Source organism: Micromonospora peucetia, assembly GCF_900091625.1.
GTDB classification, from domain to species: domain Bacteria; phylum Actinomycetota; class Actinomycetes; order Mycobacteriales; family Micromonosporaceae; genus Micromonospora; species Micromonospora peucetia.
Genome location: NZ_FMIC01000002.1, coordinates 2,620,512 through 2,634,861, shown reverse-complemented (window position 1 = coordinate 2,634,861; position 14,350 = coordinate 2,620,512). Strand labels below are relative to the sequence as shown.

Sequence of the window (14,350 nt, the reverse complement as noted above, 5' to 3'; positions counted from 1 at the left end):
CGCCACCGCGCGGCACGCGCCGTCCGCGCCGTACTGTCTGGGGGATGGAGGTCGGTCCCCCGTTCCCCGCTGGCCAGCCCGTCCCATGGCGCCCGGCCGGGCCGGAGCGGCCGAGCCCCTGGGCGGCGGTGGCGGCGGTGGCGGCCGGCTGCTGGACGGTCGGCTTCGTCGTCGTCAGCCAGCTCGGCGGGTGGCTGGCCGACCAGGTACTGCTCGCCTCCGGGCTGGACCGGGCGGTCTGGCTGTGGCCGGCAGCGGCCCTGGCCACCGTGCTGCTGGTCGGCGGGCCCGCGCTGGCGCTCGCCCTGCTGCCCCGCTCGGCGGCGGTCCGCGCCACCGGGCGGGCCTGGCTGGCGACGGTGCTCGTGCTCGGCGCGCTGGGACTGCTCCGGGCGATCCCGCCGGTACACCACGAGGCGTACCTCGCCGCGCTGGCCGCCACGGCCGCCCTGGCCGCTCTCGTGCTGCGGGCGCTCGCCCGGCGCGGGGCCGGCGCGACGCCCCGGGTGCCCGCGCCGGCGGTCACACTGCTCGGGGTGGCCGGCGGGCTGGCGCTGCTGCTGCCCTGGGTCTGGCTGGGGGCGCTCGGCGGGCTGCTGGAGACGGTGCTCGCCGGGGTCGCCGCCGCCGCGCTGGGCGCGCTGGCCGGGGCGCTGCTGGACGAGGCGTTCTGGTCCCGCTTCACCGTCGGCGAGCCGCCCCGGCCAGCCCGGCTGGTGCTGGTCGGCGGGCTTGTCGCCGGGGTCGCGCTGCTGCTGCTCGCCGCCGGGGTCGGGCAGTCCGGGGCCCAGCTCCCCCTGCTGCTGACCCTGCCGCCGGCCGGCTTCGCGCTGGCGGCCCTGCACGCGGCGGCCCGCCGCCCGGCCGCCCTACCGGCGATCCCGCCCGGCACTTCGGGGGCGGCCGGGCGGGCGGGCGCATCCGGCGTCCGGCCCGCGGCCCGCTGGCTGGTCGGGCTCGGCGTGCTCGGCCCGCTGGCCTTCACCGACCCCGAGGAGATCACCCTCGTCCTGGCCGGCACTCGCGACGTGCCGTTCTGGGTGGCCGCCGCGACCGGCACCGGGCTCGCCGCCGCGACCGTCCTCGCTGTGGCGTACGGCGCGTTGCTGACCCGGGGCCGGCGGCCGAGCCGGCGGGTCGCCGGGGTGACCGCCGCGGTTCTGCTGGTCACGGTCGGCGTGGTGGCCGTCGGCGTCGGCCAGCCCGGCCTGCACGGTGAGCGGCTGTTCGTGGTGCTGCGCGAGCAGGCTGACCTCGGTGGCGTACCGGCGGCGACCGGTCGGGCCGGCCGGGACGCCCGGGTCGGCGAGGTCCACCGACGGCTGGTGGCGACCGCCGAGCGCACCCAGGCCGACCTGCGCCGGGACCTGCGCCGGTTGCGGCTGGAACACACCCCCTACTACCTGGTGAACGCGGTCGAGGTGAACGGCGGGCCGGTGGTGCGGGCCTGGTTGTCGCGCCGGCCGGAGGTGGCCCGGGTGCTGGTCAACCAGCGGGTACGACCGCTGCCCGCGCCGGCCGGCCGCAGTCACGGCACCGCGCCGGCGCCCGCTGGCCCGGAGTGGAACATCCGGATGCTCGGCGCGGACCGGGTCTGGTCCCAGCTCGGGGTGGACGGCTCCGGCATCGTGGTGGGCAGCTCGGACTCGGGCGTGGACGGCGGGCACCCCGCGCTGGCCGGCGGCTTCCGGGGCGGCGACGACTCCTGGCACGACCCGTGGAACGGCACCCGGGCGCCGATCGACCAGGGCGGGCACGGCACCCACACGGCGGGCAGCGCGGTGGGCCGGGGCGGCATCGGGGTGGCCCCGGGCGCCCGGTGGGTTGGTTGCGTCAACCTGGACCGCAACCTCGGCAACCCCGCGTACTACCTGGACTGCCTCCAGTTCATGCTGGCGCCCTTCCCGCCGGGTGGGGACCCGTTCACCGACGGGCGACCGGCGCGCGCCCCGGAGATCCTCACCAACTCGTGGGGCTGCCCGCCGATCGAGGGCTGCGACCCGGGGGTGCTCCGGCCGGCGACAGCCGCCCTGGACGCCGCCGGCATCCTGGTGGTGGCCGCGGCTGGCAACACCGGCCCGTACTGCGGCTCAATCGACGACCCGCCCGCCCCGTACGCGGACGTGCTGACCGTCGGCGCGGTGGACCGGCAGCGCCGGGTCACCCTGTTCTCGTCCCGGGGCCCGGTGCCGGGGGCGGCCAAGCCGGACCTGGTCGCGCCGGGCGACGAGGTGTTGTCGGCGATGCCGGGCGGTGGCTACGCCGCCCTGAGCGGCACCTCGATGGCGACCCCGCAGGTGGCGGGCGTGGTGGCGCTGATGTGGTCGGCCAACCCGGCACTCGTCGGTGACCTGCCCCGCACCCGGCAGATCCTGCGGGACACCGCGACCCCGGCCGGGGCGACGTACGCCTCCCGGACGCAGACCTGCGGGGGCGACCGGAACATCACCGGCGCCGGTCTGGTCGACGCGTACGCGGCGGTGCGGGAGGCCAGGGGGTGAGCAGGTCTTGCCCTCCCCCGTACCCGGTGATCTAGGGTCGGCGACCATGGAGACGGAGATCGCCGAGCTGACCGCCGACCGGGTGCCCGCCGTGGCGGAGCTGTGCCGCCGGGCGCTGGACCTGCCCGAGGATGCGGCCGAGGCGCCGGACGTGGTGGACGCGCTCTGGACCCGGGCGGCCGTCGACCGGCCGGTGGTCGCACTGGGCGCGTACCGGGGGGCGGACCTGGTCGGGGTGCTGGTCTGCTCCGTCTCCGCCCGGGACGCCCGGCTCGGGCACGTGGACCTGGTGGCGGTGGACCCCGCCCACCGGCGGCGGGGCGTGGGACGGGCGCTGCTGTCGTCCGCCGAGCGCATCCTCACCGGTCTCGGCGCGGCCGAGGTGCTGCTCGCCGGCAATCCGCCGTACTACGCCTGGCCCGGCATCGACGTGCGCTACACCCCGGCGGTCTGCGCCGCGCTGGCGCTCGGCTACCGGCAGGACCGGACGGCGTGGAACATGACGGCCGACCTGTCGTACGACGACTCGCCCGCGCTGCGCCCGACGGAGGCGGCGGAGGCGCGGTTGGCCGGGCGGGGCGTGACGGTCCGCCGCGCCGGGGCGACCGACCTGCCGGCGCTGGCGGAGTTCGCCCGCAGCACCTTCGGCGGGGTCTGGGACGCCGAACTGGCCGGCTCGGTGGGCCGGGAGGGGGCGGGCTGTCACCTGGCCGAACGCGACGGCGAGGTGCTCGGCTTCGCCGCGTACGGGTCGTCCCGGCCGAGCTGGTTCGGCCCGATGGGCACCGCCCCGGCGGCCGAGGGCTCGGGGATCGGCGGGGTGCTGCTGCGCCGGTGCCTACGCGACCAGCAGGCGGCGGGCGTGCCGGCCGCGCAGATCGGCTGGGTGGGGCCGGTCGCCTTCTACTCGGGCAGTGCGGGTGCCCGGATCGAGCGCGTCTTCTTCCTCTACCGCAGGACGCTCGGGAGCTGAAGGGGCGAATAGGACATAGATCCTTATAACGCCATTCGCCCGCATCGGTGATCGTCGCGCCCTACCGTTTCGGTTAAGGAGGCAGCCATGACCACGGACGACGAACGCCCCGGCCCGTTGCCGTTCGACCGGTTCGACTACGGCGACGCCGAGCAGCAGGCGGAGATGGCCGGCGTCGACGAGCCGGCCGACGAGCCGGTGACGCTGGTCGACGAGCCGGTGCAGATCCCGCAGCCGTACGACCGGGCGCAGAATAGACGCAACCAGCGGCCACTGCCGACGTGACAGCGGAGGGGGCGGACCGCTGACGCGGCCCGCCCCCTCCGGCGTTGGAGCTGGACTCAGAAGTCCATGTCCCCGCCGCCCGGGCCAGCCGGAGCGGCCGGGGCCTTCTCCGGCTTGTCCGCCACGACGACCTCGGTGGTGAGGAAGAGCGCCGCGATGGAAGCGGCGTTCTGCAGCGCCGACCGGGTCACCTTGGCCGGGTCGATGATGCCCGCGGCCAGCAGGTCGACGTACTCGCCGTTGGCGGCGTTCAGACCGTGACCCGCTTCCAGGTTACGGACCTTCTCCACCACGACACCGCCCTCAAGGCCGGCGTTGACGGCGATCTGCCGCAGCGGGGCGTCCAGCGCGACCTTGACGATGTTCGCGCCAGTCGCCTCGTCGCCCGCCAGGTCCAGCTTGTCGAAGGCGGTCTTGCCGGCCTGCACCAGCGCGACGCCACCACCCGGGACGATGCCCTCCTCGACGGCGGCCTTCGCGTTGCGGACGGCGTCCTCGATGCGGTGCTTGCGCTCCTTCAGCTCGACCTCGGTGGCCGCGCCGACCTTGATCACCGCGACGCCGCCGGCCAGCTTGGCCAGCCGCTCCTGCAGCTTCTCGCGGTCGTAGTCGGAGTCGCTCTTCTCGATCTCGGCCCGGATCTGGTTGACCCGGCCCTGGATCTGATCGGCGTCGCCGGCACCGTCGACGATGGTGGTCTCGTCCTTGGTCACCACGACCTTGCGGGCGCGGCCCAGCATGTCGAGGCTGACGGCGTCCAGCTTGAGGCCGACCTCCTCGCTGATGACCTGGCCACCGGTGAGGATGGCGATGTCGGCCAGCATGGCCTTGCGACGGTCACCGAAGCCCGGCGCCTTGACGGCGACCGACTTGAAGGTGCCGCGGACCTTGTTGACGACCAGGGTGGCCAGGGCCTCGCCCTCGATGTCCTCGGAGATGATCAGCAGCGGCTTGCCCGACTGCATGACCTTCTCCAGGATCGGGAGCAGGTCCTTGACCGACGAGATCTTGCTGTTGACGATCAGGAGGTAGGGGTCGTCGAAGACGGCCTCCATGCGCTCCGGGTCGGTCATGAAGTAGGCCGAGATGTAGCCCTTGTCGAAGCGCATACCCTCGGTGAGCTCCAGCTCCAGCCCGAAGGTGTTGCTCTCCTCGACGGTGATGACGCCTTCCTTGCCGACCTTGTCCATCGCCTCGGCGATGATCTCGCCGACGGTGTTGTCACCGGCGGAGATGGAGGCGGTGGAGGCGATCTGCTCCTTGGTCTCGACGTCCTTGGCGAGCTTGAGCAGCTCCTCCGAGACGCTGGCCACAGCGGCCTCGATGCCCCGCTTCAGGGCCATCGGGTTGGCACCCGCGGCCACGTTGCGCAGGCCCTCGCGGACCAGGGCCTGGGCCAGGACGGTCGCCGTCGTCGTGCCGTCACCGGCGACGTCGTCGGTCTTCTTCGCGACCTCCTTGACCAGCTCGGCGCCGATCTTCTCGTAGGGGTCCTCGAGCTCGATCTCCTTGGCGATGCTCACACCATCGTTGGTGATGGTGGGGGCACCCCACTTCTTCTCGAGGACGACGTTGCGGCCCTTGGGGCCGAGCGTCACCTTCACGGCGTCGGCGAGCTGGTTCATGCCCCGCTCGAGGCCGCGGCGCGCCTCTTCGTCGAACGCGATCATCTTGGCCATACGGCGTTGTCCTCCTGGACACTCACGGGCCACCCGAGTGTGTGTCCCGGATGGGCCGCCTGGTGTACGCACCTGGGGACGTCGCCACCTGGCGACGACGACGTCTCCTCGGCCGGGCCGGATAGCCCGCGACGACCGGCCATGTGCCGCACCCGCGTGTGGACGCCGCTGCGGCCGTGGCCCTACCGCCCCGACCATTGGCACTCGCGGTATGCGAGTGCCAATGACTTGTTTAGCACTCTCCCCTGCCGAGTGCAAGCACGATCGCCCCCGTCAGCCGAGTTCACCGGCCAGCCGTGCGCTGTCCACCGGCCCCTCGTGGGCGCGCTGCTCGGCGTACGTGACGACCAGACCGACCAGTTGGGCGAGGTGGGTCGGCAGGGCGAGCACCGCGCCCAGCAGCGTCACCACGAACACGCCCACCGCCGTACCCGGCGACTCCAACGGAGTGGTGCCGAACGGCAGCCCCCCGATGCCCTCCACCATGCCGGCCAACCCGCCGCCGACGATCACCGCCGCCGCCACCAGCGCCACCCGGCCGAGCAGCAGCCCCAGCCGGTCGTGGAACATCCGGAAGGAGCGGCCGATCGGAGCCTGCCGCTCGAAGAGATAGACCGGGCCGGCCATGCTCAGCGCGAAGGCGACGTAGATGCCGGGGAGGACGCAGAAGCAGACGCCGATCCCGATGATCACGCTCATCAGCAGGGTCCAGCCCCAGAGGCCCAGTGCCCGGCGCGCGCCGTAGGACAGGGCCGCGCCCAGACTCACCGGTTGACCGGCCGCCTGCCGGGCGACCACCCAACTGCCGGCCGCCCAGCCCAGACTCTGCACCAGGCCGAAGACGAGGGTGCCGCCGAGCACCACGGCCAGCATGACGCCCAGGTCGGCCAGGAAGGTGTCGGGCAGCGCGGCGGAGTCGTCGGTCATCGACTCCTCCCACTTCGCCGACGGGTCGACGACCAGCGTGAGCACCGACACCGCCACGGCCGGCAACACCTGGGTGAGCAGCAGGATGGGCAGCAGGAGCCGCCAGCCCCGGCGCACCGCGCCGACGCACCGGTCGAACCAGCCGCTGACGCCGGCGCCGGGCGGGGTGACGAGCAGGTCGGCCGGGTCGAGGCCGTGCCCCGGCGGGTACCACCCGTGGACCGGCTGCCCTGGGTAGGCGACCGGGGCGCCCGGCCCGGGGTAGGCGACCGGGGCACCCGGCCCGGGGTAGGCGACCGGGGCACCCGGCCCGGGGTAGGCGACCGGGGCACCCGGATACCACGGCTGCCCACCGTACGGACCGGAGCCGGGCGGGAAGCCGCCGGTCGGCGGGAAGACCCAGTCCTGCGGCTGCTGCGGACCCGCCGGCGCACCGCCACCCGGGACGACGGGACCACCCGGGACAGCCGGTCCTCCGGCTGCGGGGACGGCCGGTCCGGCACCCGGGACGACAGGCTGTTCCGGGCCCGGGACGACGGGCTCTGCGCCGGCCGGGGGCGCGGCGGCGCCGGGCTCTGCGCCGGCCGGACCGCCGGGTGGTGTCGCGGAGGGGTAGGGATCTCCCGGGGGCGGCGCGGCCGGGGGCGGCTGGTCGGACATGAACCCTCCTCAGCGATGGCTGGAACGGCTCACGATCCTTCCCTGCCGGCGCAACCGCGCCGAGCCCGCCCCCGGAGGGACGGGGCTGACGGCGCTCAGCCGTCTGCCGGCCCCCACCGCCGCGAACCGAACGGCCGGTCAGGCGACGACGCGTACCCGCTCTGCCTGGGGGCCCTTCTGTCCCTGGGAGATCTCGAACTCGACCCGCTGGCCGTCGTCCAACGCCTTGTAGCCGTCCATCTCGATCGCCGAGAAGTGGACGAAGACGTCCTGCCCGCCGTCGACGGCGATGAAGCCGTAGCCCTTTTCGGAGTTGAACCACTTCACGGTGCCCTGTGCCACGGTGCACTTCCTCACTCTGCGCGGCGTTCCACGACCCCGGAAGCCGGGCTGACCGGCACCGGAGGCCCCCGGCTCGGCGATCGACGAAGGCCGCTGAAACGGTGACCGAAATCGCACGCTACACGAAGCGTGACGACGGTGCACTCCCGCAAATCGGGCATATTTAGATAGGCTGCCATCGGTGATCGTCGCTGTGGTACGCATGCGTCATGACGAGCATGCCCGACGGGTCGGGGCCGGCGCGGCGGGCGGAGATCCGGCGGGTCCGGCCGCGTGACGCGGCCCGGATGCGGGCCCTGCGACTGGAGATGCTCGCCGACTCCCCGCTGGCCTTCCTGGAGACCCTCGCCGACGCCGCAGCCCGGTCGCACACCGACTACACGGCCCGGATCGCGTCCGTCTCCGCCGGGGCGGGCACCGCACAGTTCGTCGCCGACCCGGGCGGCCGGTTCGTCGGGCACGCCGGTGGCATGGCGGCCCCGCGGGAGCCGGGGCTGACCGTGGTGTACGCCGTCTACGTCACCCCGCACTGGCGGGGCACCGGCCTCCTCGGCGACCTGGTCGACGCGGTCGCGGCCTGGTCCCGGGCCTGCGGGCGTCCCGAACTGATGCTGGAGGTGGTGGTCGGCAACGACCGGGCCTGCCGCGCGTACCGGCGGCTTGGCTTCGTCGACACCGGCGTACGCGTCCCGCACCCCACCGTTCCGGCGCTCACCGAGCTCCAGATGCGCCGCCCGGCCTGATCGACGGCCGCCCGGCCCGGTCCACTCGCGACCGGCCCGGGCAGCCGCAACGATCACGCGTGGCGGCGGGACTGCACGATGCGGAACCGGTTGGCCACGTAGGCGCCGTCGGTGAGCGCGGAGTTGGCCGCCGCGTTGGCGCCGCTGCCGTGGAAGTCGGAGAAGGCCGCCGACTGGTTCACGAAGACCCCACCGGTCAGGTTGCAGGACAGGTGCACCCCGACCTCGATCGCCGCCACCTCGGCCGCGTCGAGGACCGCCTCGTCGGTGGAGTAGACCGCCGCGGTGAGCGCGCCCTTCTCGCCGACCGTGGACCGCAGGATCTCCAGGCTGTGCGCGGTGGAGTCCGTCGCGATGGCGAACGAGATCGGCCCGAACCACTCCCGCGAGTAGGTCGCGGTGTCGCCGGCCGCCAACCTGACCACCGTCGGGGTGCGGACCACCGCGCCGGGGAAGGCGGGGTGCTCGACCGTACGCGACTCCAGCACCGCCTCGCCGACCTTGGTGACCTCGTCGAGGCGCTCCAGCACCCCGTCGTTGACGATCGCGCCGGTCATCTCCACCCCGCGCGCCGGGTCGGCGGTGATCTTGGCGACCGTCGCGGCGATCCCGCCGGCCACCTCGTCGAAGCTCTTGTGCCCCTGGTCGGTGGCGATGCCGCCGGAGGGGATCAGGATGTTCTGCGAGGTGGTGCACATCTGGCCGCTGTAGAGGGTCAGGGTGAAGCCGAGGTTGCGGCACATCCCGGCGAAGTCGTCGGTGGAGTCGATCACCACCGTGTTCAGGCCGGCCTTCTCGGTGTAGACCGCCGCCTGCCGGGCGTTGGCCTCCAACCAGTCGCCGTACTCGGTGGAACCGGTGAAGTCGATGATCTTCACGGCCGGGTGCAGGGCCAGTGTGGAGGCGAGCTTCTCGCCGGGCGCCTCGGGGGCGAGCAGCACCAGGTTCGGGTCGAAGCCGGCCTCGGCGAGCACCTCCCGGGCGTACTTCACCGTGATCGCCAGCGGCAGCACCGCGCGCGGGTGCGGCTTGACGACCACCGGGTTACCGGTGACCAGCGAGGCGAACAGCCCCGGGTACGAGTTCCAGGTCGGGAAGGTGTTGCAGCCGATCACCAGCGCCACGCCACGGGGCACCACGTGGAACGTCTTGGTCATCCGCAGCGGGTCGCCCTTGCCGGCCGCCTTCTCCCAGGCCGCCGTCCCCGGGTGCCGCGTCATCTCCGAGTACGCGTAGGCGACCGCCTCCAGCGCGCGGTCCAGCGCGTGCGCGCCGCCGGCCTGGAAGGCCATCACGAAGGCCTGGCCACTGGTGAACTGCACCGCGTTGGCCAGCTCGAAGATGTGCCGGTGCAGCCGGTCGAGGATCTCCAGGCAGACCCCCACCCGGGCCTGCGGACCGGCGTCGCGCCAGCCGGGCAGGGCGGCCGAGGCGGCGGCCACCAGCTCGTCGGCCCCGGCGTGCGGGTAGCGGACGTCCAGCTCGACGCCGAACGGGCTGCTCTCGGTGGCGATCCGGTCGCCGGCGCCCGGCTGGTCGAGGGGGAAATCACCACCGAGGTACGCCTCGAAGGCGGCCTTGCCGTCGGCGGCGGCGGTCTCGCCGTAGACCCGAGGGCTGGGCGACTCGGGATAGGCGGACCAGTACCCGCGCTCCTTGATCGCGGTCAGCGCCCGGCTGAGGGTGTCGGCGTGCCTGTCGTACAGGGGGTGCGGGGTCTCCGTCATGCCCGCCATCATGCAACAGGAAGCCCCAGGATCAGTAGGGCCGTGTCACAACTCAGATCGTGAGCTGCCAGTCGGTCCAGCCGTCGACGGGACGGAACCCGAGCTGCTCGTTGATCCGCACCATGTGGCCGTTCTCGGCCGCATTGAAGGTGTCGATGACGCGTACCGCCGGCTCGTGGGCCAGCAGGTGGCGCAGGTTCTCGACCTTGGCGAGCAGGCCGAGCCGGTGACCGCGGTGCTCCGGGTCGACGATCGTGATCTGTTGGAACGCGTGCCAGTCGACCGTGGCGCCCACGTCGAGCAGGGTCCAGGCGACCAGCCGTCCGGACGCCTCATGCCGGACCGCCGTGTGGTAACGCCGCCGGCCCCGCGCCGCCAGCGCCCGATCGGCGCCCCGGATCCGGTCGGCGTCGACCCGCTCCGGCTCCCACTGCACGTCGCCCAACGGCGCGTCGGTCGACAACCGGCCGTCGAGGTAGGCGATGTCGGCGACGTACTCCTCCGGGGTGTGCCCCTGCCAGCGGACGGTGCGGTATCCGGCGGCGCGGGACCGGGCCTCGGCCAGCGACGCGGCCAGGCCCTCGTCGTCGAGCCGGGTGGCATCGAGCCGGCGGCGCACCTCGGCCAGCGCGGGCCGGGCGCCGGTCGACGCGGCGAAGGCCGCGCCGGCGGCGGACCGGGCCGGGCCGCCGGGCAGCGCGGAGACCGCCATCGCCAGCACCCGCTTGCGGCCCCGCTCCCGCAGCAGGCGTACGGCATGCTCGTGCAACGCGCGACCGACGCCGCGACGCCGACACGCGGGGTGGACGACGATCTCAGCCGTGGCGTTCTCGATGTTGTCGAGCTGCGGCAGTTCCAGTGCGAGGTAGCCGGCTGGCACACCGTCGAGCCGGGCCAGCGCCCAGAGCGGTAGGTTGCCCGGCATCGGGTGCCGCAGCGCCGCCTCGAAGTGCCGCTGGGAGAAGGGCGGGAAGTCGGGCAGGTCGGCCTCGTTGGCTGCCGCGCCGATCCGGTAGACCTCGTCGATCGCTGCCTGGTCGGCGGCGTCGAGCAGCGCGATCGTGATGCTCATTGCGCGAGAGTGCGCCATGAGACGACGATCGGGCCAGCGAATAACCGCTGGCCCGATCGGAAGTTGGTCGGGAGGGACGCTCGCACAACGCCTCCGGCGTTGGGTCGCAAGAACTGAAAGTCTCGGGCGAAACGCCCTCCCGCACGGAGCATCTTGCGCCGTGCGGTTCCTGCCGTCAAGTCCTCGTCGGCGCGTTTTCCGCACTCACAGCAAAAACCCAGTCACCCCCTGAAACCCTCTCCCCGCCCCTCCCCCGCCCGCCGCGTCCGCCCGCCGCGCCCGCCGCGCCCGCCGCGCCCGCCGCGATCTTGCACTTTGTGCCCTCAAGATGCCCTGAAAGTCCCGAAACGTCGGGGCAGTAAGTGCAAGATCGCGGGGAGCGGGACGGGGCGGGGCGGGGCGCAGGGCGGGGCGGGGAGCGGGGCAGGGCGGGAGTCAGCCGAGGAGGCCGGCGTCGCGGGCGGCGCGTAGCGAGGGCTTGATGCGGTGGGTGGGGCCGACCTGGCCGGCCACCGCGTCGAGGGTCTTGAGGCCCTCGCCGGTGTTGAAGACAACGGTTTCCGCCGTCGGGTCCAGCCGGCCCGACTCGATCAGCTTGCGCAGCACGGCCACGGTCACCCCGCCGGCCGTCTCGGCGAAGACGCCGGTGGTCCGGGCCAGCATCTGGATGCCGGCGCGGATCTCGTCGTCGTCGACGTACTCCATCCAGCCTCCGGTGCGGCGTACCGCCTCCAGCGCGTAGATGCCGGCGGCCGGGTCGCCGATGTTCAGGGACTTGGCGATGCCGGTCGGTCTGACGGGGGTGATGGTGTCGGTGTCGGCGTGCAGGGCGGTGGCGATCGGGTTGCAGCCGGCCGACTGGGCGCCGAACACCTTCCAGCCGCCGGCCGGAGCCTCGACCAGGCCGATCTCGACCAACTCGGCGAACGCCTTGTCAATCTTGGTGAGCAGTTCGCCGGAGGCCATCGGGATCACCACCTGCGCGGGGATCCGCCAGCCGAGCTGCTCGGCCACCTCGTAGCCGAGCGTCTTCGACCCCTCGGCGTAGTAGGGGCGCACGTTGACGTTGACGAACGCGGTGTCCTCGAACTCGTCCGTCTCCACCAGCTCGCCGCAGAGCCGGTTCACGTCGTCGTACGAGCCGTCGATGGCGACCAGCTCGCCACCGTAGACGGCGGTGGTGATGACCTTGCCCTGTTCCAGGTCGCCGGGGATGAAGACCACCGACGGCGTGCCGGCCCGGGCGGCGTGCGCGGCGACCGAGTTCGCCAGGTTGCCCGTGGAGGCGCAGGCGTAGCGGCTGAAGCCGAGCGCCCGGGCGGCGGTCAACGCCACGGAGACCACCCGGTCCTTGAACGAGTGGGTCGGGTTGGCGCTGTCGTCCTTGACCCAGAGCGGGGCGGTGATGCCCAGCTCGGCGGCGAGGTGCGGGGCGGCCACCAGCGGGGTGAAGCCCGGGTCGAGGGTGACCCGGGTGGCCGGGTCCTGGCCGGCGGGCAGCAGGGCCGCGTACCGCCAGATGTTCTGTGGGCCCGCCTCGATCTGCTCCCGGGTGACCGCCGCCAGCGCGGCGGCGTCGTAGTCGACCTCCAGCGGGCCGAAACAGTCGTAACAGGCGTGCTGGGCGGCGAGCGGGTAGCGGGCCGAACAGGCGCGGCAGACCAGGGCGCGGGCGGGGCTGACGGTGGTGTCGATGCCGGAGGGGGCGTACGTCGACGTCATGTCGAGGGTCCTCTCATCTTTCCCCACATCGCACCCTGCGGCGGGGACGGAATTGGCACCTGCCCCGCGGGGCGCTCTGCGATGAGCGCGCGGGGTGGTTGCCGGGGCGTCGTCGGGCCGTATCCCTCAGCCCCTCTGGATGAGGTATGCAGTTGTGCCGCCGAGTCTAGGCGCTCTCGCCGCCCGGATAAACGGTGGATCCCACGCTGTGAGCGATGCCGCAGCCTCTCCCGCCTTTCGGAAACGCTTCCGGTACGCGGTGACCCACCACCGGCGACCGGGCTGGCGCGGGCCGGCTACCGTGCGGGCTCATCGATGGAAGGGAATCGCGCGATGCGTCGCAAGCTCGTCCCCGTGGTGGCGCTCTCCATGGTCTGCCTGCTGGTCGCCACCACCGCCTGCTCTCCGGGCAGCCGGAAGAAGCGGAACCGGTCCGCCGACGGGTCGACCGGCACCGCCGCCAAGCGGGACGACGTCGACACGGCGACCACCCGGGCCACCCCGACCCCACGCCGTACGGGCGACCAGCTCGCCTGCGTCGAACTGCGCAACACCCGGGTCGGCAGCAGGAAGGTCCGCTACCGGGAGTACGCCGCGCCGATCCGCCTCGTCGACGGCCGCTGGTCCGACCGGGACGGCACGACGGTGGAGTTGCAGCGGCCCTGCGCCGTCGGCGATCTCGACAGCGACGGCGCGGGCGACGCGATCGGCGTGGTCATGCTCGACGGCGGTGGCACCGGGCGCTTCTTCACCCTCGCCGCCTGGCGCAACGTCGACGGCGAACCGGACTACCAGGCCCAGGTCGACCTCGGCGACCGCACCCCGGTGGAGAGCGTCAGCGTGCGCGACGGCAGGGCGACGGTGGTCTACCTGACCCGGTCGACGAACAGCCCGATGGCGGAGCTGAACATCCGGCGCACCGCCGTCTACCAGCTCAGGGGCACGTCACTGGCCAAGCTGAGCCACACCGACGCCCGGGCGACCGAGGCCTCCGCCGACGGCGACACCGCCGACTCCTCGGACTCCGGCACGGTCCCCGACGGCAGCTCCCCCGCCCGGAAGCGCAAGTCCCGTTCCCGCTGACGTCCCCGCCGAGTCGCTGCGCACGACACGACCCAGGCCGCACGCAGCGAAGTCGGGATTGGGCACAGTCAATGTCGACATCCCGACTCGGCGCGGTGGTCGGGAGTGCGGCGACCAGACCGTCTCCGATAGTGTCCGAATAAACACGCAGGGCGACGTCGTCTCGCGTCGATACTCCGGAGGGCCGGATGGCGAGCATCGAGGAAGTCAAGGCAGCCCTCGCACAGGCCGCAGAGCAGGGCAATGCCACGGTCATGCAGATCCGGGCCGCCGTCGAGGCCACGGACCAGACGTTGGCCCGGATGCGGGCAGTCGCCACCGGCACCGGCCATCCGGCCATCGCCGAGGCCATCGCCCGCGCCGAGCAGAGCAGGCAACGGCTGGTCGAGGCGATGAGCCTGATCCAGGGCAGCTCAGAGGCAGCCCGCAACTACATGAACGTCCTCGGCTGAACGCTGGTCCCCCACGTCCCGCCAACCGAGGTCCCTGGCGCCTGAGCCATGGCGTCGCTGTCCCCCTACGTCTACACCAACCGCATCGACGGATACGACGGCACCGTCAACGACAAGATCGACTAGCTCCTCAGATGCGCTCCCGGCGCCTGCATCGATAGTCGTGGCCTTGTCGGGCGAGAAT

The 14,350-nt window shown here is 73.2% G+C and carries 12 protein-coding genes and 1 riboswitch; of the genes, 6 read left to right on the top strand and 6 right to left on the bottom strand.

Going from position 1 to position 14,350, the window contains the following annotated elements; all coding sequences use genetic code 11:
* Positions 1 to 44: 44 nt before the first annotated feature.
* The 3 genes from GA0070608_RS12310 (at position 45) to GA0070608_RS12300 (ending at position 3,759) form a co-directional block, all read left to right on the top strand.
* Entirely contained in the window at positions 45 to 2,501 is a 2,457-nt protein-coding gene (locus tag GA0070608_RS12310) for a S8 family serine peptidase (protein WP_091627035.1), read from the top strand.
* 46 nt (positions 2,502 to 2,547) lie between these two features.
* Positions 2,548 to 3,474, top strand: a complete 927-nt coding sequence (locus tag GA0070608_RS12305; RefSeq protein ID WP_091627031.1) for a GNAT family N-acetyltransferase — start codon at positions 2,548 to 2,550, stop codon at positions 3,472 to 3,474.
* A gap of 87 nt (positions 3,475 to 3,561) precedes the next feature.
* Positions 3,562 to 3,759 carry a hypothetical protein gene (locus GA0070608_RS12300; RefSeq protein WP_091627026.1) on the top strand — a complete coding sequence of 66 codons (198 nt, stop codon included), beginning with the start codon at positions 3,562 to 3,564 and terminating at the stop codon, positions 3,757 to 3,759.
* Positions 3,760 to 3,815: 56 nt separating this feature from the next.
* On the opposite strand, the gene groL is transcribed toward GA0070608_RS12300, so the two are convergent.
* The 3 genes from groL to GA0070608_RS12285 form a co-directional block, all read right to left on the bottom strand.
* Positions 3,816 to 5,438 carry a chaperonin GroEL gene (gene groL / locus GA0070608_RS12295; protein ID WP_091627023.1) on the bottom strand — a complete coding sequence of 541 codons (1,623 nt, stop codon included), beginning with the start codon at positions 5,436 to 5,438 and terminating at the stop codon, positions 3,816 to 3,818.
* 273 nt (positions 5,439 to 5,711) lie between these two features.
* Positions 5,712 to 7,025 (bottom strand): DUF3824 domain-containing protein, encoded by a 1,314-nt coding sequence (locus GA0070608_RS32605; RefSeq protein ID WP_091627020.1) that lies wholly within the window; start codon positions 7,023 to 7,025, stop codon positions 5,712 to 5,714.
* A gap of 138 nt (positions 7,026 to 7,163) precedes the next feature.
* Positions 7,164 to 7,367: a cold-shock protein gene (locus GA0070608_RS12285; protein ID WP_091627016.1), complete on the bottom strand. Its 204-nt coding sequence runs from the start codon at positions 7,365 to 7,367 to the stop codon at positions 7,164 to 7,166.
* 209 nt (positions 7,368 to 7,576) lie between these two features.
* Here GA0070608_RS12285 and GA0070608_RS12280 point away from each other — a divergent pair, with 209 nt between their 5' ends.
* Positions 7,577 to 8,110, top strand: a complete 534-nt coding sequence (locus GA0070608_RS12280) for a GNAT family N-acetyltransferase (protein ID WP_091627013.1) — start codon at positions 7,577 to 7,579, stop codon at positions 8,108 to 8,110.
* A gap of 53 nt (positions 8,111 to 8,163) precedes the next feature.
* Here the strand turns inward: GA0070608_RS12280 and paaN are convergent, their stop codons facing one another.
* From paaN to thrC, 3 genes are all read right to left on the bottom strand, one after another.
* Positions 8,164 to 9,837, bottom strand: a complete 1,674-nt coding sequence (gene paaN / locus GA0070608_RS12275; protein WP_176733706.1) for a phenylacetic acid degradation protein PaaN — start codon at positions 9,835 to 9,837, stop codon at positions 8,164 to 8,166.
* 52 nt (positions 9,838 to 9,889) lie between these two features.
* On the bottom strand, positions 9,890 to 10,909 hold the full coding sequence (locus GA0070608_RS12270; RefSeq protein ID WP_176733705.1) for a GNAT family N-acetyltransferase: 1,020 nt from the start codon (positions 10,907 to 10,909) through the stop codon (positions 9,890 to 9,892).
* Positions 10,910 to 11,344: 435 nt separating this feature from the next.
* Positions 11,345 to 12,631, bottom strand: coding sequence for a threonine synthase (thrC, locus tag GA0070608_RS12265; RefSeq protein ID WP_091627000.1), 1,287 nt, complete (start codon positions 12,629 to 12,631; stop codon positions 11,345 to 11,347).
* A gap of 10 nt (positions 12,632 to 12,641) precedes the next feature.
* Positions 12,642 to 12,777, bottom strand: a riboswitch (SAM riboswitch).
* A 187-nt stretch (positions 12,778 to 12,964) separates the two neighbouring features.
* Here thrC and GA0070608_RS12260 point away from each other — a divergent pair.
* The gene (locus GA0070608_RS12260; protein ID WP_091626997.1) at positions 12,965 to 13,714 is read left to right on the top strand and encodes a hypothetical protein; all 750 of its coding nucleotides are present in this window, start codon (positions 12,965 to 12,967) and stop codon (positions 13,712 to 13,714) included.
* Between the two features lie 188 nt (positions 13,715 to 13,902).
* A complete protein-coding gene (locus GA0070608_RS12255) occupies positions 13,903 to 14,166 on the top strand; it encodes a hypothetical protein (protein ID WP_091626994.1) in 264 nt (87 codons plus the stop codon).
* Positions 14,167 to 14,350: the final 184 nt, after the last annotated feature.

What these genes read in the sequence shown, in the direction of transcription:
- GA0070608_RS12310 (WP_091627035.1), top strand. Translation starts at nt 45, where the DNA reads ATGGAGGTCGGTCCCCCGTTCCCCGCTGGCCAGCCCGTCCCATGGCGC.
- GA0070608_RS12305 (WP_091627031.1), top strand. Translation starts at nt 2,548, where the DNA reads ATGGAGACGGAGATCGCCGAGCTGACCGCCGACCGGGTGCCCGCCGTG.
- GA0070608_RS12300 (WP_091627026.1), top strand. Translation starts at nt 3,562, where the DNA reads ATGACCACGGACGACGAACGCCCCGGCCCGTTGCCGTTCGACCGGTTC.
- groL (WP_091627023.1), bottom strand. Translation starts at nt 5,438, where the DNA reads ATGGCCAAGATGATCGCGTTCGACGAAGAGGCGCGCCGCGGCCTCGAG.
- GA0070608_RS32605 (WP_091627020.1), bottom strand. Translation starts at nt 7,025, where the DNA reads ATGTCCGACCAGCCGCCCCCGGCCGCGCCGCCCCCGGGAGATCCCTAC.
- GA0070608_RS12280 (WP_091627013.1), top strand. Translation starts at nt 7,577, where the DNA reads ATGACGAGCATGCCCGACGGGTCGGGGCCGGCGCGGCGGGCGGAGATC.
- paaN (WP_176733706.1), bottom strand. Translation starts at nt 9,837, where the DNA reads ATGACGGAGACCCCGCACCCCCTGTACGACAGGCACGCCGACACCCTC.
- GA0070608_RS12270 (WP_176733705.1), bottom strand. Translation starts at nt 10,909, where the DNA reads ATGAGCATCACGATCGCGCTGCTCGACGCCGCCGACCAGGCAGCGATC.
- thrC (WP_091627000.1), bottom strand. Translation starts at nt 12,631, where the DNA reads ATGACGTCGACGTACGCCCCCTCCGGCATCGACACCACCGTCAGCCCC.
- GA0070608_RS12260 (WP_091626997.1), top strand. Translation starts at nt 12,965, where the DNA reads ATGCGTCGCAAGCTCGTCCCCGTGGTGGCGCTCTCCATGGTCTGCCTG.
- GA0070608_RS12255 (WP_091626994.1), top strand. Translation starts at nt 13,903, where the DNA reads ATGGCGAGCATCGAGGAAGTCAAGGCAGCCCTCGCACAGGCCGCAGAG.